This is a genomic window from Streptomyces sp. MJM8645 (assembly GCF_001625365.1).
Taxonomy (GTDB): Bacteria; Actinomycetota; Actinomycetes; order Streptomycetales; family Streptomycetaceae; genus Kitasatospora.
Genome location: NZ_LJJF01000001.1, coordinates 802,334 through 821,066 on the forward strand (window position 1 = coordinate 802,334; position 18,733 = coordinate 821,066).

Here is an 18,733-nt window from a genome sequence, read left to right on the forward strand (position 1 = left end):
GACCCAGGAGGACCAGCATGTTCACCTTCATCAACCGCTTCACCGTCACCGGTGACAAGACCGAGTTCGAGGCCGTCGTCGGGGAGATCACCGCCTACATGAGCGCCCAACCCGGCTTCCGCTCCCACCGGCTGTACCGCTCGGCCGCCGACGCGCAGGTCTACGTGGAGACCGCCGAGTGGGACGACGCCGTCTCGCACAAGCAGGCGACCGGCTCCCCGGAGTTCCGCTCGCGGGTCGGCCGGGTGATGGCGCTCGCCCAGGCCGAACCGGCCCCGTTCGACCTGATCACGCAGCACGGCGCCTGAGGAGGACGGCAGATGACGACGACCGGCGAAACCATTCCGCAGGCGGTGATCCGGCTGCGCGAGCTCGCGCTCAGCGCGGCCTGCGCCGCCTCCGTCCGCGCGGCGGCCCGGCTGGGCCTGGCCGACGCGCTCGGCGAGGAGCCCGCCACCGTGGCCGAGCTGGCCCGGGCCGTGGGCGCCCAACCGGACGCGCTGCAACGGCTGCTGCGCTCGCTGACGACCTACGACGTGTTCAGCGAGCGACCCGACGGCCGGTACGCGCACACCGACGCCTCGCGGCTGCTACGGGAGGACACCCCGCGCACCCTCAAGCACATGGTGCTCTGGGGCACCGAGCCGTGGACCTGGGAGCTGTGGGGGCACCTCGACGAGGCGGTCCGCACCGGCAAGGCCGTCTTCCCCGAGCTGCACGGCATGGACTTCTTCGACCACCTGCACGCCCACGCGCCCGAGTCGGCCGCGGTCTTCGACCAGGCGATGACCCAGTCGAGCCGGCTCTCCGCGCTCGCGCTGGCCGACCGGCTGGACCTGAGCGGGGTCGGCACGGTGGTGGACATCGCCGGCGGCCAGGGGCACGTCCTCGCCACGCTGCTGGAGCGCAATCCGGGGCTGCGCGGGACCCTGCTGGACCTGCCCGAGGTGGTGGCGGGGGCCGACCCGCGGCTGCGGCCGGGCGGCGCGCTCGCCGACCGGGCGACGCTGCTGGCCGGCGACTGCCGCCGGGAGGTCCCGGTCAAGGCCGACGTGTACCTGCTGAAGAACATCCTGGAGTGGGACGACGAGAGCACCGTCCTGACCCTGCGCAACGTGGCGGCGGCGGCGGAGCCGGGCGGCCGCGTCATCGTGGTCGAGAACCTGGTGGACGGAAGTCCCGAGATCAGGTTCACCACCGCGATGGACCTGCTGCTGCTGCTCAACGTCGGCGGCCGCAAGCACACCCAGGCCGGGCTGGTCGCCCTCGTCCGGGAGGCGGGTCTGGAGCCGACCGGGGTCCGCCCGGTCAACTCCTACCTGCACCTGGTCGAGAGCACGGTCCCGGACCGGGCCTGACGGACCGGGGTACGCGCGGCGTCGGTCCCCGAGACCCGGTGGGGTCTCGGGGACCGACGCCGTCGTCCACTCCGTCCGTCAGAAGGCCGCGGCGAGCCGCTTCACCGCCTGCTCGACCCGCTCGTCGGTCTCGGTGACCGCCACCCGGACGTGCCGCGCGCCCGCCTCGCCGTAGAACTCCCCGGGCGCCACCAGGATGCCGAGCTCAGCCAGCGCGCCCACCGTCACCCAGCAGGGCTCGTCCCTGGTCGCCCAGAGGAAGAGCGCGCCCACCGAGTGGTCGATCCGGAAGCCGCACTCCAGCAGCGCCGCGCGCAGCACGGCCCGCCGCCGGGCGTAGCTCCCGCGCTGCCCCGCCAGGTGCGAGTCGTCGCCGAGCGCCGCCACCATGGCGGCCTGCACCGGGGCGGGCACCATGTGTCCGGCGTGCTTGCGCACCTCCAGCAGCGTGGCGATCACCGCCGGGTCCCCGGCAGCGAACCCGGCCCGGTAGCCGGCCAGGTTGGAGCGCTTGGAGAGCGAGTGCACGGCCAGGACCCCCTCGTGGCTGCCACCGCTGATCTCGGGGTGCAGCACCGAGCGGGTCTCGCCCTCCCAGACGTGGTCGAGGTAGCACTCGTCGTTCACCACGAGGGCGCCGCGTTCCCGCGCCCAGCCGACGATCGCGCGCAGCTCGGCGGTGCCGAGGACGCGGCCCTCCGGGTTGGACGGGGAGTTCAGCCAGACCACCCTGGGGACGGGGCCGTCGTAGTCCAGCGGCGAGGCCGTCCGGACCAGCCGGGCACCCGCCAGCCGGGCGCTCACCTCGTACGTGGGGAAGGCGAGTTCGGGCACCAGGACGACGTCGGAGGGGCCCAGGCCGAGCATGGTGGGCAGCCAGGCGATCAGCTCCTTGGTGCCGACCGCGGGGATCACCGCGGACGGGTCCACGCTCACGCCCTCGCGCCGCAGCAGCCATGCCGCGACGGCCTCGCGGAGCTGCGGCGTACCCTCCGTGGACGGGTAGCCGGGGGCGTCCGCGGCGGCGGCCAGGGCCGCGCGGACGACGGCCGGCGTCCGGTCCACCGGGTCGCCGAGCGCCAGGTTGACCAGCCCGTCGGGGTGGGCGGCGGCGAGCTTGCGGTAGGGGAACAGGACGTCCCAGGGGAACTTCGGCAGCCGCTCGATCATGCCCGGGCCCCCTTCGCGACGGTGCGGGCCAGCGGCGGCGCCTGGCAGTCGGAGTCGATGCCCCAGGAGACGATCCGCTCCGGGGTGATCCGGATCAGCTCGTCGTCGACGTGCGGCAGGACCTCCTTGCCGCCGGTGGGGAGCGCCTGCGCGGTGCCGCGGATCTCCAGGCCCCGGACCACCCAGTCCGCCGGGTCCAGCACGTCGTCCACGACCAGCGAGACCTTCGGATTCTCCTGCACGTGGCGGTACTTGAGGCTGCGGGCCATGCCGCGACCGGTCACATCGATGGTGCCGAGGCCGGCGTTGTAGTGGAAGCCGAGCGGGACGACGTGCGGCTGCCCGCGACCGTCCACGGTGGCCAGGCGGGCGAGCGACTGCGAGGCCAGATAGGCGGCCTCGTTCGCGGTGAAGGGCATGACGGGTCCTCACATCGGTCGGATCAGGGATTCCGCCGACGCTAGGCGTCGCCCTTCGAGCCGCTTTCGTGCCCCGCCCGCGCCAGGGCTGCCAAGAGCGCTGGACACCGGCTCGAAGCGGCGCTGGCACGGTGGGCCCGTCGTACAGGAGCCGGCAGCGGAGGGCGCGATGGACTGCGATGTGGTGGTGGCGGGTGCGGGGCCGACGGGCCTGATGCTCGCCTGCGAGCTGGCGTTGGGCGGTGCCCGGACGCTGGTGGTGGAGCGTAGGGAGGAGCCGGAGAAACACTCGAAGGCCATGGGCATGCAGGGCCGCACCGTGGAACTGCTGGAACTGCGCGGGCTGCTCGACCGGTTCCTGGAGGGCGCGGGCCTGCTCAAGGGCGGCAACTTCGCCAGCCTGGGCGTGCCGATGCGGTTCGAGGAGTTCGACACCCGGCACCCGTACGTGCTGCTGGTGCCGCAGCTGCGCACGGAGGAGCTGCTGGCCGAGCGGGCGCGGGAACTCGGCGTGCGGATCGTCCGGGGCGCTCCCGTCACCGGCTTCACCCAGGACGAGGACGGCGTGACCGTCGAGACCGGGACCGGCACCGTCCGGGCGAGCTACCTGGTCGGCTGCGACGGCGGCGGCAGTACCGTACGCCGGCAGGCGGGGATCGCCTTCACCGGCCAGGACCCGCACATGTACGCGCTGATCGGGGACATGCGGTTCCGAGGTGAGCTGCCGCGCGGTGAGGGACTGGGGCCGATGCGCCCGGTGGGTCTGGTCAACCCGGAGAAGAGGTCCTGGTTCGGCGCCTTCCAGCACAAGCCGGACGTCTACCGGGCCACCGTCGCCTGGTTCGGCGAGCCCTTCCCCGACCGCAACGCGCCGGTCACCGAGGAGGAGATGCGCACGGCCCTGGTCGAGCACACCGGCGGCGACCACGGGATGCACGACGTCACCTGGCTGTCCCGGCTCACCGACGTCTCCCGGCTGGCCGGGGCGTACCGCAGCGGCCGGGTGCTGCTGGCCGGCGACGCGGCGCACATCCACCTGCCGGCCGGCGGGCAGGGGCTCAACCTCGGCATCCAGGACGCGGTGAACCTCGGCTGGAAGCTCGCGTCCGTGGTACGCGGCCAGGGCGGCGAGGAGTTGCTGGACAGCTATCAGGGCGAGCGGCGCCCGGTCGCCGACGGCGTGGTGCGCAACACCCGGACCCAGGCCGTGCTGATCGACCCGGACCCGAGGTACGACGCGCTGCGCCAAACCTTCCGCGAGCTGATGGCACTGCCGGACACCAACCGCCACATCGCCGGGATGCTGTCCGGCTTCGACGTCGCCTACGGGACGGGTGACCACCCGTCGGTCGGGCGCCGGATGCCGGACGCCGACCTGCTCACCGCCGGGGGCGGCCGACGGATCAGCGGCTGCTTCACCGAGGCGCGCGGGCTGCTGCTGCTGCCCGACCCCGGACCGGCCGCCTCGCCACCGGCCGCCTCGCCACCGGCCGCCTCGCCACCGGCCGCCTCGCCACTGGCCGCCTGGGCCGACCGCGTCACCACCGTGACCGCCAAGGTCGCGGGCGCGGAGCCCGACCTCGCCTTCCTGATCCGCCCTGACGGCTACGTCGCCTGGGCCGGGCCCCCGGCGCGGCGCGAGGAGCTCCGCCACGCCGCGACCACCTGGTTCGGCGCCGCCTGAGAACCGCACGACCCGCACGACCCGCACGACACCCGCAGCACACCGAGAGAGGGAGAAGATGACTTCAGTCACCGGCAGCCCCGCCGCCCGCGCGCGCCGGATCGTCGCACTCAACACCGCCTACTTCCAAGCGAAGGCGCTCCAGAGCGCGGTGGAGCTCGGCCTCTTCGAGCTACTGGCGGACCGCTCCGCCGGCGTCGACGAGATCCGGTCCGAACTGGGCGTCAACCACCGGCTGTTCAAGGACTTCCTGGACGCCCTGGTCGGCCTCGACCTGCTGACGGCCGAGGACGGCCGCTACCGCGCCGCCCCGCTCGCCGAGGAGTTCCTGCTCCCGGACGCTCCGACCTACCTGGGCGGCACCGCCCAGCAGCACGCCCGGCTGCACTTCCACGCCTGGGCGCAGCTGACCGACGCGCTGCGCGACGGCAAGGCCAAGTCCGCCGTCGCCGCGCAGGGTCCGCTGGCCTACCCCAAGCACTACGAGGACCTCGACCGCGCCCGCCAGGTCATGGCGCACATGGACGCCCACAACGGGTTCACCGCGGACGAGCTGGCCCGCCAGCTCGACTGGAGCCGCTACACGTCCTTCGTGGACGTCGGCGGCGCGCGCGGCAACGTGGCCTCCCGGATCGCCTCGGCCCACCCGCACCTGCGGGGCGCCGTCTTCGACCTGCCGGCGCTGCGCCCGCTCTTCGACGAGCTGGTGAGCACGGCCGGGACGGCCGACCGGGTCACCTTCCACGGCGGCGACTTCTTCGCCTCCCCGATGCCGGAGGCCGATGTGGTGATCCTCGGCCACGTGCTGCCCGACTGGCCGGTCGACGACCGCCGGGAGCTGCTGCGGCGCGCCCACAAGGCGGTGCGGCCCGGCGGCGCGGTGGTGCTCTACGACGCCATGATCGACCCGGACGAGCGGGACCCGGAGGTCCTGCTGCAACGGATCAACCACACCATGATCCGGGACGACAGCTCCGCGTACTCGCTCCAGCAGGCCCGCGACTACCTGGAGGAGGCCGGCTTCACGGTCGACCGGGTGACCGCCACCGACACCATCACCCGGGACCACTTCGCCATCGGCGTCAAGCCCGCCTGAACGGAAGGGAGAACGACGTGACGGAGCACGCCACACCGCAGGCGGAACAGCCGTACGACGTGGTCATCGTCGGCACCGGCCTGTCGGGCACCATGCTCGGCTCGATCCTGGCCAAGCAGGACTTCCGCGTCCTGCTGCTCGACGGCACCCACCACCCCCGGTTCGCCGTCGGCGAGTCGACCATCGGGCAGACGCTGGTGGTGCTGCGGCTGATCGCCGACCGGTACGGGATCCCGGAGATCGCCCACCTGGCGAGCTTCGAGGACGTGCTGGCCAACGTGAGCAGCGCGCACGGGCAGAAGAGCAACTTCGGGTTCATGTTCCACGAGGACGGCGAGGAGCCGGACCCGAACCTCACCAGCCAGTTCCGCATCCCCGGGATCGTCGGCAACGCCGCGCACTTCTTCCGGCAGGACACCGACGCGTACATGTTCCACACCGCCGTCCGCTACGGCTGCGACGCGCGGCAGGACTACCGGGTGGAGCGCGTCGACCTCGACGACGACGGGGTCACGGTGGTCGGCGCGGACGGCAGCAGCTACCGCGCCCGCTACCTGGTCGACGCCAGCGGGTTCCGCTCGCCGCTGGCCAAGCAGCTGGGGCTGCGGGAGGAGCCCAGCCGGCTCAAGCACCACGCGCGCTCGATCTTCACGCACATGGTCGGGGTGGAGGCGATCGACGACCACCTGGACACGCCCGACGGGCTGCGTCCGCCGGTGCCGTGGAACGACGGGACGATGCACCACATCTTCGAGCGCGGCTGGATGTGGATCATCCCGTTCGACAACCACCCCGGGGCCACCAATCCCCTGTGCAGCGTGGGCATCCAGCTCGACCCGAGGACGTACCCGGCGCGCCAGGACCTCACCGCCGAGGAGGAGTTCTGGTCCCACGTGGACCGCTTCCCCGCGGTGCGGCGGCAGTTGGAGGGCGCCCGGAGCGTGCGCGAGTGGGTCCGGACGGACCGGATGCAGTACTCCTCGACCCGGACGGTCGGCGAGCGCTGGTGCCTGATGTCGCACGCGGCCGGGTTCATCGACCCGCTGTTCTCCCGGGGGCTGTCCAACACCTGCGAGATCATCAACGCGCTGTCCTGGCGGCTGATGGCGGCGCTGCGCGAGGACGACTTCTCGCTGGAGCGGTTCGCCTACGTGGAGCGGCTGGAGCAGGGCCTGCTGGACTACAACGACCGGCTGGTGAACAACTCGTTCATCTCCTTCTCCCACTACCCGTTGTGGAACTCGGTGTTCCGGATCTGGGCCTCGGCCAGCGTGATCGGCGGCAAGCGCATCCTCAACGCGCTGACCGCGACCAAGGAGACCGGTGACGACACGCACTGCCAGGCCCTGGACGACAACCCGTACCCGGGGCTGTGGTGCCCGCTGGACTTCTACAAGGAGGCCTTCGACGAGCTCACCGAGCTGTGCGAGGCCGTGGACGCCAAGCGGATGACGGCCGAGGAGGCCGCCGCCACCCTGGAGCAGCGGGTGCGGGAGTCGGACTGGATGCTGCCCGCGCTGGGCTTCAACGACCCCGACACCCATCACATCAACCCGACGGCCGAGAAGATGATCCAGCTCGCACAGTGGGCCACCGACCACCCCCGCCCGGAGATCCGGGAGCTGCTGGCCGCCAGCGCCGAGGAGGTCAAGGCCGCCATGCGCAGGAGCTAGGGTCCTGTCCGGCCGAGGACGGCCGGCGGGACCGCCGAGGGCCGCGCCCGGGGAGCTGATCCCCGGGCGCGGCCCCTTCCGTCGTCGGCGCGCCGCTCAGCCCTCGGCCGCCAGGGTCAGCGCGACGGTCCTCGGGTCCTCCTCGACCGGCCAGCAGGCGTAGGAGCGGCGCCAGTACATCAGCGGGCTGGGCACCTCCGGCCGGGCGGCACCGTCCACGACGGCACCGATCACGATCGTGTGGTCGCCGGCGTCGAGGGCCGCGGCGACCCGGCACTCGGCGTGCGCGACGGCGTCCAGCGGCACGGTGGGCAGGCCACCGAGCCGGCTGGGCTCCCAGCGGACGCCGCTGAAGCGGTCGCCACTGGCCGAGGCGAACAGCGCGGAGGTGTCCTCACCACCACCGCGCAGCACGTTCACCACGAACTCGCCGCGGTCCAGCACGGCCCGCAGCACCCGGCTCTCCCGATGGATGCAGACCAGCAGCAGCGGCGGCGTCTTGGAGACGCTGCACGCCGCGGAGCAGGTCAACCCGTACGGCTCGCCGTCGGCGCCCAGGGTGGTCACCACGGTCACTCCGGTGGGCAGCGCGCCCATGATGGACAGGAAGGTCGGGCCGTCGACGCAGTCGCCGGCGAGGTCCTCGGGCAGGGGTAGGGGCATGGTGGGCATGGGGTCTCCACTCTCGGCAGTCCGGTGCGGTGTCCCCATGCTCGTCGGGCGCGTTCGAGTCGCCGTCGGGTACGCCGCGTACCCCTGGCCCGGGAGCGGGACCAGGGGTACGCGGGTTGCCTCGGACGCGCGGTCACTCCTCGTCGCGCAGCTCCCGCAGCAGGAAGGTGAGCACGAAGCCGACCGCCAGGATCAGGCCGCCGACCAGGAACATCGTCTGGAAGCCGGCGGCGAAGGCGTCGATCGTGCGGGCCGCGAGGCCACCGCTCGTGGCGGGGTCCGAGAGCGCCTGGCGCACCGCCTCGTCACCGTTCAGGTCACCGCCGATCCGGCCGGCCGCGACGCCGAACAGCACCGACATGAAGACCGCGGCGCCCGCCGTGCCGCCGAGCTGACGGAACAGGCCGGAGGCGGCGTTGGCCACGCCCAGCTCGGACTGGGGCGCCGCGCTCTGGATGGCCAGGGTGATGACCGTCTGGGAGAGCCCGATGCCCAGGCCGAGCCACGCCGTGAGCACCACCACCACCCACAGCGGGGTGTCGGCGCCGGCCGTGGAGAGCCCCAGCAGCGAGCCGGCCATCGAACCGAGCCCGACGATGGCGGGCTTCTTGAACCGGTTCGTCTTCTTGATGATCTTCGCGCAGACCATCTGGGAGATGATCGCGCCCGTCATCAGCGGGATGATCACCAGCCCGGCCACGGTGGCGGTGCGGCCCTGCACCAGCTGGAGGTAGAGCGGCAGGGTGGAGACCGTACCGAAGATGCCGACACCGATGGTGAAGTTGACTGCGGTGGCCAGGGTGATCCCGCCCCGCTTGAACAGCCGCAGCGGGACCATCGCCTCCAGGCCCCGGGCCCGCTCCGCCAGGACGAACAGCACCAGGCCGAGCGCGGCGACGGCGTACAGCACCAGCGAACGGCCCGAACCCCAGCCCCAGTCGAGGCCCTCCTCGGCGACGACCAGCAGCGGCACCAGCCAGAGCGCGAGGGTGACGGCGCCCCGGTAGTCGATCGGGTGGTTCACCCGCTGGTGCGGCAGGTTGAGTGCCTTGCGCACGCTCAGCAGCGCAACCAGCCCGAGCGGCACGTTGATCAGGAAGGCCCAGCGCCAGCCGGTCACCCCCAGGATCTCGCCGGCGCCCGCGAACAGCCCGCCGACCAGCGGGCCGAGCACGCTGGCCGCGACCCACGCCATCATCAGGTAGGAGAAGTACCGGCCGCGCTCCCGCACCGGGGCGAGGTCGGCGATGACGGCCGTGGGCAGCGACATCAGCCCGGCGCCGCCGAGTCCCTGGACCACGCGGGCGACGGCGAGCGTCTCCATCGAGTTCGCCAGCGAGCAGGCCGCCGACCCGACGATGAAGACCACGATCGCCGCCAGGTAGAGCGGCTTGCGGCCGTAGATGTCGGAGAGCTTGCCGTAGAACGGCATCGCGATCGTGGAGCTGACCAGGTAGCCGGTGATGACCCAGGCCTGGACGGTCTGCCCGTGCAGCTGGTCGCCGATCGTGCGCAGCGCGGTCGAGACGATGGTCTGGTCGAGTGCGGCGAGCAGGACTGCCAGCAGCAGTCCGGTGAGGGCCGTGATGATCTGGCGGTGGGTGAAGCCGGCCGGGCCGGCGTCGTCCGCGACGTCCTCGTCGGTCTGCGAGGCGAGGTTTGCCATGTCCTGTTTCTCCATGCGGTTTCGGTCGGCCCGCCGTGCGGTGCCGGACGACCGCACAACCCGGGCCCGACACACAAAATCGACAAGCTCTTGTCAATTTGAGGGTAGTGCCCACCTCGAGTAAATGACAAGCTCTTGTCGAAATCGCGCGAGCGTGCTGCGATTAGGCTTCCGTCATGACCGACCTCTCCCCCGTGGCAGATACCTTGAGCGAGATCACCACCGAGTTGTTCGCCGTCAACGGCGCCCTGCTGCGCGCGGGCGACGGGCTGTCCGGCCGGTTCGGGCTGACCTCCGCGCGATGGCAGGTCCTCGGCCTGCTGGCAGACGGTCCGCACAGCGCCGCGCACCTCGCGCGGGAGCGCGGGCTGCGCCGCCAGGCCGTCCAGCAGACCGTGGTCAAACTGGTCGAGGACGGCCTCGCCACCACCAGCCCCAACCCGGCGGACCGGCGCGCACCGCTGGTCTCGCTGACCGCGAAGGGCGCCGACGCACTCGCCCTGCTGGAGCCGGCCGAGCGGCGCTGGCTGGAACACCTGGCCTCGCCACTGGACCCGGACGACCTGAAGGCCACGCTGCGAGTGCTGCGTGGCCTTCGGGCGGCGCTGGCCGACGAACTGCCCCCGTCGGTCGCGGGAGACAGTGGCACCGCGGATCTCACAGGTCCAACGTGACCTCGTACTCCGTGAGCCAGGAGTTGAGCCAGAGCACCAGCTCCAGGCTCCCCCGGTCGTACGGGCGGCTCACCGCGCCCAGCGGCCGGTCGACGACCGCCCGCGCCCGCCCGAGGTCCAGCAGCGGCAGGACCGGGGCGTCCGCGTCGCGCAGCAGCCGGGCGAGTTCGGCGCGCAGCACGGCCTCGTAGCCCGGGTCCTGGGTGGCCGGGTACGGGGTCTTGACCCGCTCGACCACCGACCGCGGCAACAGGTCGGCGACGGCCGCGCGCAGCAGGCTCTTCTCCCGGCCGTCGAAGGACTTCATCGCCCACGGCACGTTGAAGACGTACTCCACCAACCGGTGGTCGCAGAACGGCACCCGAACCTCCAGGCCCACCGCCATGCTCATCCGGTCCTTGCGGTCGAGCAGGGTCTGCACGAACCGGGTCAGGTTGAGATAGGTGATCTCGCGCATCCGACGGTCATCGGCGGACTCCCCCGGCAGCACCGGCACTTCGGCGAGCGCCTCCGAGTACCGCGCGGCCCGGTAGCCGTCGAGGTCGAGCTTGTCCAGCAGTCCCTGCTGGAACAGCGAGCGGCCGCCGAAGTAGCGTGCCGAACCCGAGGTGAGCCAGGGGAAGGTGGTGGCGCGCAGGGCCAGCGGGTTGTGGAACCAACGGTAGCCGCCGAACAGTTCGTCCGCGGCCTCGCCGGACAGCGCCACCGTGCACTCCCGCTTTACCGCCCGGAAGAACAGGTACAGCGAGGGCCACATGTCACCCCAGTACGCGGGCGGCAGGTCGGTGGCCCGCAGCACCGCGGCGCGCACCGCCGGATCCGTCAGATCGCCGCTGTCCAGCAGGACTTCGCGGTGTTCCGCACCCACGTGCCGGGCCAGGTCGCGGACGAACGGCGCGTCCGGCGCCTGGCGCACCGCGTCCGGGGCGAAGCCGTCCGCCGCGCCCCGGAAGTCCACCGAGAACGAGCGCACCGGCCCCGACCGGGCCGCCAGCGCCGTCACCGCCGAGGAGTCGAGGCCTCCGGAGAGCAGGCAGCCCAGCGGCACGTCCGAGACCAGCTGGCGCGCGACCGTGTCGGACAGCAGCTCCCGCACCGTCCCGATGGTCGCGGACAGGTCGTCGGTGTGCTCACGGGCCTCCAGCCGCCAGTAGGTGTGCCGGCGCACCCCGGTGCGCCCGACCCGGACGAGTTGGCCGGGCCGGACCTCGCGCATCCCGGAGAAGACGGCCGCCTCGGGCGTCTTGACCATGTCCAGCGCCTCGCACAGCCCCTCCGCGCCGACCCTGCGCGGCACCGCGCGGTCGGCGAGGACGGCCTTCGGCTCCGAGCCGAACAGCACGCCCGTGTCTGTCGGGTAGTAGTACAGCGGTTTGACGCCCATCCGGTCGCGGACCAGCAGCAGTTCCTCGGCCTGCTCGTCCCAGATGCCGAAGGCGTACATGCCGTTGAGCCGGTCCACCAGCGCGGCACCCCACTGGAGGTAGCCGCGGAGCACCACCTCGGTGTCGCACGCCGTCCGGAACCGGTGGCCGAGCGCGATCAACTCGGCGCGCAACTCACGGAAGTTGTAGACCTCGCCGGCGAACGTGATCGCCGCGCCGCGGCCCCGGTGCCGGGCGGTCATCGGCTGCTGCCCGTGCGCCGGGTCGATCACCGCCAGCCGGCGGTGGCCGAAGCCGACCCACGGGCCGAACCAGAGCCCCTCGGCGTCCGGCCCTCGGCAGGCCATGGTGTCCGTCATCGCCTGCAGCAGATCACGGCGCTGCTCGGGGGAGGCGTCGAAGTCGACCGCCCCAACGATGCCGCACACGCTCAACCCACCTGGGTCAGGCTCAGGTTGACCGCGGCCAGCAGCTGCCGCGGGGTCCTGGCCTCGACCACGACGTCGTCCGGCAGCGCGATGCTCCGGTCCCGCTCGATCATGTTGACGGTGTTGAACAGCGCCAGCGAGTCGTAGCCCAGGGCCTCGAAGGGCACGTCCAGGACGTCGTCGAGGTCGACGCCCTCGTCGACGCCCGCGGCCTCGCGCAGCGTGGTGATCAGATCGTCAAGGGTGAACTCTGCCATGGCGTTTCCTCAGTTCGGTCGATCGTCGGTCGATCGTCGGTCGGTTCTTCGGCGGCCGCTTCCGCGGCTCGCCTGCAGTCGGTCGGAAGTCGGTCAGCGGTCGGTCAGCAACCCGTCAGCACCAGCGCGCTGTTGAACCCGCCGTGCCCACGGGCGAGTACCAGCGCGCTCCCCAGTCGGGACGGCCTCGGCCGGTCCCCCACCAGGTCCAGCTCACCGAAGGCGGGCCGTCCGAGGTGGACGGAGGGCGGGATCACCGAGTCCCGCATGGCCAGCAGCGCCGCGGCCACGTCCAGCGGGGCACCCCCGGCGAGCAGCCGGCCGGTCATCGTCTTGGGCGCCGTCACCGGCACCCCGCGCGGTCCGAACACCGCGCTCAGCACCTCGGCCTCCGCCCGGTCCCGCTCGGCCACCCCGCTGGCGTCGGCGAAGACCACGTCGATGTCGGACGGGCCGGCCCCGGCGTCGGCCAGCGCCGCCTCGATCGCCCGCCGCAGCCCGGGCGGACGCCCGGAACCGGGGCGCGGGTCGAAGGTGGCCGAGTAGCCGGCCACCTCCCCGTAGTGGCGGCGCTGCCCGCGCCCGGCCGCCCGCTCGGGATCCTCCAGGACGAGCAGCGCACCGCCCTCCCCCGGCACCCCGCCCGACGCGTCGGCGTCGAACGGCAGGAAGGCCCGCCGTGGGTCCCGTTCCGGGCTCACCGTGCCGCTGCGGGTGAGGCAGAGCCACGACCACGGGCAGAGCGAGCCGTCCACCCCGCCCGCCAGCATCAACGCGGTGCCCTCCCGGACGTGCCGCCGCGCCTTGGCCAGTGCGTCCAACCCGCCCGCCTGCTCGGCCACCAGCGCCGAGCCGGGGCCCCGCATGCCGTGCCGGATCGAGATCTGCCCGGTGTTGACCGGGTAGAACCAGGCGAAGGACTGGTACGCGCTGACGTATGCCGGGCCCTTGCTCCACAGCGCCGTCAGCTCCCGCTGCCCGAACTCGAACCCGCCGGCGGAGGCGGCCGTGACCACCCCGGCGGCGAAGTCCGGCATCGTCGCCGGGTCCGCCCCCGCGTCGGCCAGGGCCTCCTCCGCCGCCACCAGCGCCAGCCTGGTCATGTGGTCGGTCTGGGGCAGCAGCCTGCTCGGCAGATGGTCCTCCGGCCGGAAGTTCACCTCACCGGCCACGTGCGCCCGGTAGCCGGCCGAGTCGAAGCGGGTCACCGGGCCGAGGCCCGAACGGCCGGCCAGCGTGGCCTCCCAGTACTCCTCCACACCCCAGCCGTTCGGCGCCACCACGCCGATACCGGTCACCACGACCTTCGTCATGCCCCGCTCCATTCCGGCTCGGCCAGCACGATCGCGCTCTGGAAGCCACCGAAACCACTGGCCACGCTGAGCACCGTGGACACCCGCTGCTCCCTGGCCACCAGCGGCACGTAGTCCAGATCGCACTCGGGATCGGGCACGTGCAGATTGGCCGTCGGCGGAACCACCGAGTGCTCGATCGCCAGCGCGCTGGCGGCGAACTCCAGGGCACAGACCGCGCCCAGCGAGTGCCCGATCATCGACTTGATCGAGCTGACCGGCACCCGGTAGGCGTGCTCGCCGAGGCTCCGTTTGAACGCGGCCGTCTCGTGCCGGTCGTTCTGCTTGGTGGCCGAGCCGTGCGCGTTGACGTACGCGATGTCCTCGGGATTCATCCGGCTCCGGTCGAGCGCGACCCGAATCGCCTCCGCCATCTCGTTCCCGTCCAGCCGCAGCCCCGTCATGCTGTAGGAGTTGCAGCGCCCGGCGTACCCCGTGACCTCGGCGTAGACGTGCGCGCCGCGTCGGCGCGCGTGCTCGCGCTCCTCCAGGACGAACATCGCCGCGCCCTCGCCGAGGGCGAAGCCGTTGCGGGTCAGGTCGAACGGCCGCGAGGCGCTCTCCGGCTCGTCGTTGCGCGGCGAGGTCGCCTTGATCGCGTCGAAGCAGGCCACCGTGATCGGAGAGATCGCCGCGTCCGACGCACCGGCCAGCATCACGTCCGCCTCGCCGTCACGGATCAGGTCGCAGGCGTGGGCGATCACGTCGATACCGGAGGTGCACCCGGTCGAGACCACACCCACCGGCCCCTCGGCCTCCACCAGCCAGGCCAGTTCGGTCGCCATCGAGGACGGCACGAAGTAGTCGTACAGATAGGGCACACCGTGGGCGTCGTCGACCAGCTGCCGCCGGCCCTCGTCGCTGACCACGGCGAACTCGCGGTCGAGGCTGATCGTCATCCCGCACGCCGTCCCGGCCATCACCCCGGTGCGGAGCGGATCGTTCGACCCCGACACCCCGGAGTCGGCCAGTGCCTCGCGCGCCGCCACCATGGCGAACTGCGCGGTGCGGTCCCATTGCCGAATCTGACGCTGGGTCAGACCACTGGCCACCGGATCGAAATCACACTCGGCGGCCACCCGGGACCTGAACGGCGACGGGTCGAACGTCGAGATCGTCCGGGTCGCCGTCCGGCCCGCGGTCAGCAACTCCCAGAACGCCTTGGTGCCGACCTCGCCGGGGGCCACCACCCCCATCCCGGTCACCACCACGCGGCGCCGCCCGTCCTCACCTGACACCGCTGCTCCCCCGCTCCGCATCCGACATACCCGATCGCCTCCTGTCCGTGAGAAGAAATCCGCCGGCACCGATCGTCGGCTCCCGCCCTCGCGGCGGATTCGAGCCGCCGTCCACCTGCCGCGCGGCCCGCCGCGCGAACCGGCGTTGAGGAGTGCTGCCTAGCCTCTGGTCGCATGGACATCGACACCGACATCTGCGTGGTCGGCGGCGGCCCCGCCGGGCTGACGCTCGCCCTGCTCCTGGTCCGCTCCGGCGTGCGGGTCACCCTGCTGGAACGCAGCCGCTCGCTGGACCGGACGTACCGCGGCGAGATCCTCCAGCCCGGCGGCCAGGCACTGCTGGACGAGCTGGGCGTCCTCCGCCCGGCGCGGGCGCACGGCGCCGTCGAGCACCAACGCTTCCTGCTGGAGGAGCGCGGCCGGATCCTCATCAACGGTGACTACCGACGGCTGCCCGGACCGTACAACTGCCTGCTGAGCCTGCCACAACGCCACCTGCTGGCCGAGCTGCTGGCCGCCTGCGCACGGCACGACGGCTTCCGCTACCTGGCGGGCACCAGGGCGAGCGGGCTGGTGGAGGAGGGCGGCGTCGTCCGCGGGGCGGTCGCCGCCGGGCCCGGCGGCGCGGGCGAGCAGGTGATCCGGGCGCGGTGCGTGGTCGCGGCGGACGGCCGCTTCTCGAAGATCCGCACCCTCGCCGGCATCGGCTACCGGCGCCAGGAGCTGTTCAGCCAGGACGTCCTCTGGTTCCGGCTGAGCGGAGCGCCGCAGCGGAGCACCGGGCACACGCGGGACGTCCGGGTCTTCCGGGCCGGCGGCAATCCGGTCCTGAGCTACTCCTCGGTGCCCGACTCGCTCCAGCTCGGCTGGACGCTCCCGCACGGCGGCTTCCGTCGGCTGGCCGACCGGGGAGCCGACCACATCATCGAGCAACTGTGCCACGCCGCACCGGAGTACGCCGAGCGCATCCGTGAGGAGATCACCGGCTTCGGGGACCTGTCCCTGCTCGACGTCTTCTCCGGCAGCGCCGAGGAGTGGGTGCGCGACGGGCTGGTGCTGATCGGCGACAGCGCCCACACCCACAGCCCGATCGGCGCGCAGGGCATCAACCTCGCCATTCGGGACGCCGTCGCGGCTCACCCCGTCCTGGTCGAGGCGGTGCGCAGCGCCGACGCCGGCGCGGCCCGGCTCGACCGGTACACAGCGCTGCGCAGGCCCGAGGTGGACCGGATCACCCGGATCCAGCGGATCCAGAGCCGGATGATGCTCTCCACCGGGCGCCTCTCCTCGGCGATCCGCCCGCGGACGGCGGCTCTGGTGTCCAGGACCCCGCTCTACGGCGCGATGCTGCGCCGGATCGCCTTCGGCACCTCGCCCGTCCGGCTGCGGACCGATCTGCTCGGCTCCACCGGACGGTGACCGGCGCCCTCCCCCCACCCTCCCGGTACGTCACCCCATTTCCCGTACCGGCCTGGCAGCCGCCCTCACCGGGGCACCGAGCGAAGAGGTAGAGCGTGATGACTCCACTGATCGATCCGCATCAACTGTCGGCCGCCGGGCCGACCGAGGCGGCGACGGCGGGCGGTGTGCTCGTCGCCCTGGCCGTCATCCTCGGCACCGCGTTCGTCTGCGGGAGACTGGCCGTCCGGCTGCGCCAGCCCGCCGTCATGGGTGAGATCGTCGGCGGGGTCGCCCTCGGGCCCAGCCTGATCGGTCTGCTCCCGGGACGGTTGGACGCCGTCCTGTTCCCCCCCGAGGTCCAGCCCCATCTGCGGGTGCTCTCCCAACTCGGCCTGGTCTTCTTCATGTTCATCGTGGGGTACCGGTTCGACACCGCCCATCTGCGGGGCGCCGGGCGCCGGGTGACGGCGGTGTCGCTCAGCTCCGTCGCACTGCCCTTCGCGCTCGGCCTGGGCCTCGCGGTGCTGCTCCAACCCTGGTTCGACGCCTCCCAGTTGAGAACCACCGGCTGGCTGGGCCCGGCCCTGTTCCTGGGGACGGCGATGTCCATCACGGCCTTCCCCGTCCTCGCCCGGATCATCGCCGAACGCGGGATGCACCAGGATCCGCTCGGCACCCTGTCGCTCGCCTGCGCCGCCCTGCAGGACTTCCTCGCGTGGTGTGCGCTGGCCGTGGTAGTGGCCGTGGTGAACGCCCAGAGCCCTTGGGCGCTCGGACGGTTGGCGCTGAACACGGTCGTCGTCGTGCTCGTCCTCGGTTGCGTCGTCCGCCCCGCCCTCGGCTGGCTGCTGGCGCCGGAGCGGCGCCGCGCCGTCGGCGGACCGTGGATCCACGCCGTCCTCGTCACCGGGACACTGCTCTCCGCCTGGGTCACCGGCGAGATCGGCCTGGACGCCGTCTTCGGCGCCTTCATGTTCGGCGCGGCGGTGCCCCGCGACCGGATCGACGCCCTCGCGCCCGAGGTCCCGGAGCGCATCGAGCAGGCCGGCCTCCTCCTGCTGCCGGCCTTCTTCACGGTCACGGGACTGGCCGTCGACCTGACCGGCATCGGGTGGCACGGCCTGGTCATCGTGGCCGCGGTGCTGGTGACGGCCTGCGTCGGCAAGTTCGCCGGTGCCGCCGCCGCTGCCCGGCTCACCGGCTCGACCAGGCGGGAGGCGGCCGCCCTCGGTATCCTGCTCAACGCCCGAGGCCTCACCGAGCTCGTCATCCTGAACGTGGGCCACCGGCTCGGCGTCATCGACACCCGGATGTTCAGCGCGATGGTGGTCATGGCCCTCGTCACGACCCTGATGACCGGGCCGCTGCTGCGACGCGTCGCCCCGCGGGGCACGCCATCACCATCGCTCCGCGCCCGCTCGGCCGCCCCCGAGGCGGTGTCCAGCAACTCCTGACCGTCCGGCCCCGAAGGGGTCAGAAGTCGCGCGGCACCGGTCCACCGGAGATGTCGCGCAGCTGCCTGCGCAGCTCCCTCTCGACGTCGCTGAGCGGCAGGTCGGGGCGGAGCCGCTCCGGGTGGCCCGGCCCGGGACCAGCGGGAGGCGGCGGCGCGACCGGCGGGGCGTACCCCGACAGCTGCCCGAGGGCGATCAGGCCTCGCAGCAGCGAGCGCAGGCAGGAACCGAGCAGTGAGCAGCGCATCCGCCGAGGATGGCGGGCCGCCTCGGAGCGCCCGTACAGCAGCGTTCGAGCGGGTCGGCCACCTCCAGCCGACCGCCACCGCGCTTCAGCCGCGGGAGGCGACGGGGCCGGCTGCGGCACGCCGCCCGGCCACCGCGGCCCCGCCGTGCCATCACGACGCAGCCGACGGCGCCGCCTTCGCACCCGGCACCGCAACGGACGTGATCAGCTCTCCCGTACGTCCGCGGATGTCGATGCGGACCGGCAGCGTGCGGCGCCGCACGCTGGTCCCGCCGGGCCCGGCCGAGTGCGCCCGGCCCAGCACCTCTGTCACCGCCATGACGAGCGCCGTCGTCACGGCGTCCTCGGTGATCGGCCCGATGTCGTCCCCGAGCCAGTGCAGGACGAGTGCCCACTCGCCGTTTCGGGTCCCCGTGCGGGGCTGGGTGGGCTCCGCGTTCAGACCGAACTCAGCGAGGGCCTCGATCAGCGACTCCACGTCCTGGCCGTCGAGGTGCTGGAAGTTCTCTTCGATGAGCAGCTGTGTCATGAGCGTTCCCCCATGTGGTGGTCGGTCGGA

At 72.6% G+C, this 18,733-nt stretch carries 18 protein-coding genes; 8 read left to right on the plus strand and 10 right to left on the minus strand.

The genetic code is table 11. The annotated features are described in order from the left end of the window. The first annotated feature begins 17 nt into the window (after positions 1 to 17). Together A6F73_RS03120 and A6F73_RS03125 are read left to right on the plus strand one after the other, a co-directional pair. Positions 18 to 308, plus strand: coding sequence for an antibiotic biosynthesis monooxygenase family protein (locus A6F73_RS03120; protein WP_063346332.1), 291 nt, complete (start codon positions 18 to 20; stop codon positions 306 to 308). Positions 309 to 320: 12 nt separating this feature from the next. Further along, a complete protein-coding gene (locus A6F73_RS03125; RefSeq protein WP_063346333.1) occupies positions 321 to 1,358 on the plus strand; it encodes a methyltransferase in 1,038 nt (345 codons plus the stop codon). A gap of 78 nt (positions 1,359 to 1,436) precedes the next feature. Here the strand turns inward: A6F73_RS03125 and dapC are convergent, their stop codons facing one another. Together dapC and A6F73_RS03135 are read right to left on the minus strand one after the other, a co-directional pair. Continuing rightward, complete coding sequence (gene dapC, locus A6F73_RS03130) at positions 1,437 to 2,528, minus strand: succinyldiaminopimelate transaminase (protein WP_063346334.1); 1,092 nt, start codon at positions 2,526 to 2,528, stop codon at positions 1,437 to 1,439. Then, the gene (locus A6F73_RS03135) at positions 2,525 to 2,947 is read right to left on the minus strand and encodes a PPOX class F420-dependent oxidoreductase (protein ID WP_063346335.1); all 423 of its coding nucleotides are present in this window, start codon (positions 2,945 to 2,947) and stop codon (positions 2,525 to 2,527) included. The genes dapC and A6F73_RS03135 overlap by 4 nt, the downstream gene beginning before the upstream one ends. A gap of 169 nt (positions 2,948 to 3,116) precedes the next feature. Here A6F73_RS03135 and A6F73_RS03140 point away from each other — a divergent pair, with 169 nt between their 5' ends. From A6F73_RS03140 to A6F73_RS03150, 3 genes are read left to right on the plus strand one after another with little or no spacing between them, the layout of a single operon-like run. Continuing rightward, positions 3,117 to 4,631, plus strand: a complete 1,515-nt coding sequence (locus tag A6F73_RS03140; protein ID WP_063346336.1) for an FAD-dependent monooxygenase — start codon at positions 3,117 to 3,119, stop codon at positions 4,629 to 4,631. A 58-nt stretch (positions 4,632 to 4,689) separates the two neighbouring features. Next, entirely contained in the window at positions 4,690 to 5,727 is a 1,038-nt protein-coding gene (locus A6F73_RS03145) for a methyltransferase (protein WP_063346337.1), read from the plus strand. Between the two features lie 17 nt (positions 5,728 to 5,744). Then, positions 5,745 to 7,400, plus strand: coding sequence for a tryptophan 7-halogenase (locus A6F73_RS03150; RefSeq protein ID WP_063346338.1), 1,656 nt, complete (start codon positions 5,745 to 5,747; stop codon positions 7,398 to 7,400). A 96-nt stretch (positions 7,401 to 7,496) separates the two neighbouring features. On the opposite strand, the gene ctcQ is transcribed toward A6F73_RS03150, so the two are convergent. Continuing rightward, the gene (gene ctcQ / locus A6F73_RS03155) at positions 7,497 to 8,072 is read right to left on the minus strand and encodes a flavin reductase CtcQ (protein WP_159398342.1); all 576 of its coding nucleotides are present in this window, start codon (positions 8,070 to 8,072) and stop codon (positions 7,497 to 7,499) included. A 133-nt stretch (positions 8,073 to 8,205) separates the two neighbouring features. Beyond that, entirely contained in the window at positions 8,206 to 9,738 is a 1,533-nt protein-coding gene (tcr3, locus tag A6F73_RS03160) for a tetracycline efflux MFS transporter Tcr3 (RefSeq protein ID WP_079135389.1), read from the minus strand. Positions 9,739 to 9,914: 176 nt separating this feature from the next. Between tcr3 and A6F73_RS03165 the strand changes: the two genes are divergently transcribed. After that, positions 9,915 to 10,412, plus strand: coding sequence for a MarR family winged helix-turn-helix transcriptional regulator (locus A6F73_RS03165; protein WP_063346340.1), 498 nt, complete (start codon positions 9,915 to 9,917; stop codon positions 10,410 to 10,412). Here A6F73_RS03165 and asnB read toward each other — a convergent pair. The 4 genes from asnB to A6F73_RS03185 form a co-directional block, all read right to left on the minus strand. Next, a complete protein-coding gene (asnB, locus tag A6F73_RS03170) occupies positions 10,396 to 12,225 on the minus strand; it encodes an asparagine synthase (glutamine-hydrolyzing) (protein WP_063346341.1) in 1,830 nt (609 codons plus the stop codon). The two genes, A6F73_RS03165 and asnB, sit on opposite strands and share 17 nt — an antisense overlap. Positions 12,226 to 12,227: 2 nt before the next feature. Next, entirely contained in the window at positions 12,228 to 12,482 is a 255-nt protein-coding gene (locus A6F73_RS03175) for an acyl carrier protein (RefSeq protein WP_063346342.1), read from the minus strand. 104 nt (positions 12,483 to 12,586) lie between these two features. After that, complete coding sequence (locus A6F73_RS03180; RefSeq protein WP_063346343.1) at positions 12,587 to 13,795, minus strand: ketosynthase chain-length factor; 1,209 nt, start codon at positions 13,793 to 13,795, stop codon at positions 12,587 to 12,589. Further along, positions 13,792 to 15,072 (minus strand): beta-ketoacyl-[acyl-carrier-protein] synthase family protein, encoded by a 1,281-nt coding sequence (locus tag A6F73_RS03185; protein ID WP_279634872.1) that lies wholly within the window; start codon positions 15,070 to 15,072, stop codon positions 13,792 to 13,794. Before A6F73_RS03185 ends, A6F73_RS03180 begins: the two co-directional genes overlap by 4 nt. 174 nt (positions 15,073 to 15,246) lie before the next feature. On the opposite strand from A6F73_RS03185, the gene A6F73_RS03190 reads away from it, so the two are divergent. Both A6F73_RS03190 and A6F73_RS03195 read left to right on the plus strand, forming a co-directional pair. Continuing rightward, the gene (locus A6F73_RS03190) at positions 15,247 to 16,491 is read left to right on the plus strand and encodes an FAD-dependent monooxygenase (RefSeq protein WP_063346345.1); all 1,245 of its coding nucleotides are present in this window, start codon (positions 15,247 to 15,249) and stop codon (positions 16,489 to 16,491) included. 98 nt (positions 16,492 to 16,589) lie between these two features. Then, positions 16,590 to 17,927 carry a cation:proton antiporter gene (locus A6F73_RS03195; protein ID WP_063346346.1) on the plus strand — a complete coding sequence of 446 codons (1,338 nt, stop codon included), beginning with the start codon at positions 16,590 to 16,592 and terminating at the stop codon, positions 17,925 to 17,927. A 19-nt stretch (positions 17,928 to 17,946) separates the two neighbouring features. Here the strand turns inward: A6F73_RS03195 and A6F73_RS03200 are convergent, their stop codons facing one another. Both A6F73_RS03200 and A6F73_RS03205 read right to left on the minus strand, forming a co-directional pair. Continuing rightward, positions 17,947 to 18,174, minus strand: a complete 228-nt coding sequence (locus A6F73_RS03200) for a DUF6059 family protein (RefSeq protein WP_063346347.1) — start codon at positions 18,172 to 18,174, stop codon at positions 17,947 to 17,949. Positions 18,175 to 18,325: 151 nt separating this feature from the next. After that, positions 18,326 to 18,703 (minus strand): hypothetical protein, encoded by a 378-nt coding sequence (locus A6F73_RS03205; protein WP_063346348.1) that lies wholly within the window; start codon positions 18,701 to 18,703, stop codon positions 18,326 to 18,328. Between the last annotated feature and the right edge of the window lie 30 nt (positions 18,704 to 18,733).

Bases quoted from the DNA above. Each gene is read 5' to 3' on its own strand.
- A6F73_RS03190 (WP_063346345.1), top strand. From the start codon at position 15,247: ATGGACATCGACACCGACATCTGCGTGGTCGGCGGCGGCCCCGCCGGG.
- tcr3 (WP_079135389.1), bottom strand. From the start codon at position 9,738: ATGGCAAACCTCGCCTCGCAGACCGACGAGGACGTCGCGGACGACGCC.
- A6F73_RS03125 (WP_063346333.1), top strand. From the start codon at position 321: ATGACGACGACCGGCGAAACCATTCCGCAGGCGGTGATCCGGCTGCGC.
- A6F73_RS03175 (WP_063346342.1), bottom strand. From the start codon at position 12,482: ATGGCAGAGTTCACCCTTGACGATCTGATCACCACGCTGCGCGAGGCC.
- A6F73_RS03200 (WP_063346347.1), bottom strand. From the start codon at position 18,174: ATGCGCTGCTCACTGCTCGGTTCCTGCCTGCGCTCGCTGCTGCGAGGC.
- A6F73_RS03180 (WP_063346343.1), bottom strand. From the start codon at position 13,795: ATGACGAAGGTCGTGGTGACCGGTATCGGCGTGGTGGCGCCGAACGGC.
- A6F73_RS03140 (WP_063346336.1), top strand. From the start codon at position 3,117: ATGGACTGCGATGTGGTGGTGGCGGGTGCGGGGCCGACGGGCCTGATG.
- A6F73_RS03145 (WP_063346337.1), top strand. From the start codon at position 4,690: ATGACTTCAGTCACCGGCAGCCCCGCCGCCCGCGCGCGCCGGATCGTC.
- dapC (WP_063346334.1), bottom strand. From the start codon at position 2,528: ATGATCGAGCGGCTGCCGAAGTTCCCCTGGGACGTCCTGTTCCCCTAC.
- A6F73_RS03195 (WP_063346346.1), top strand. From the start codon at position 16,590: ATGACTCCACTGATCGATCCGCATCAACTGTCGGCCGCCGGGCCGACC.
- A6F73_RS03205 (WP_063346348.1), bottom strand. From the start codon at position 18,703: ATGACACAGCTGCTCATCGAAGAGAACTTCCAGCACCTCGACGGCCAG.
- ctcQ (WP_159398342.1), bottom strand. From the start codon at position 8,072: ATGCCCACCATGCCCCTACCCCTGCCCGAGGACCTCGCCGGCGACTGC.
- A6F73_RS03135 (WP_063346335.1), bottom strand. From the start codon at position 2,947: ATGCCCTTCACCGCGAACGAGGCCGCCTATCTGGCCTCGCAGTCGCTC.
- A6F73_RS03120 (WP_063346332.1), top strand. From the start codon at position 18: ATGTTCACCTTCATCAACCGCTTCACCGTCACCGGTGACAAGACCGAG.
- A6F73_RS03165 (WP_063346340.1), top strand. From the start codon at position 9,915: ATGACCGACCTCTCCCCCGTGGCAGATACCTTGAGCGAGATCACCACC.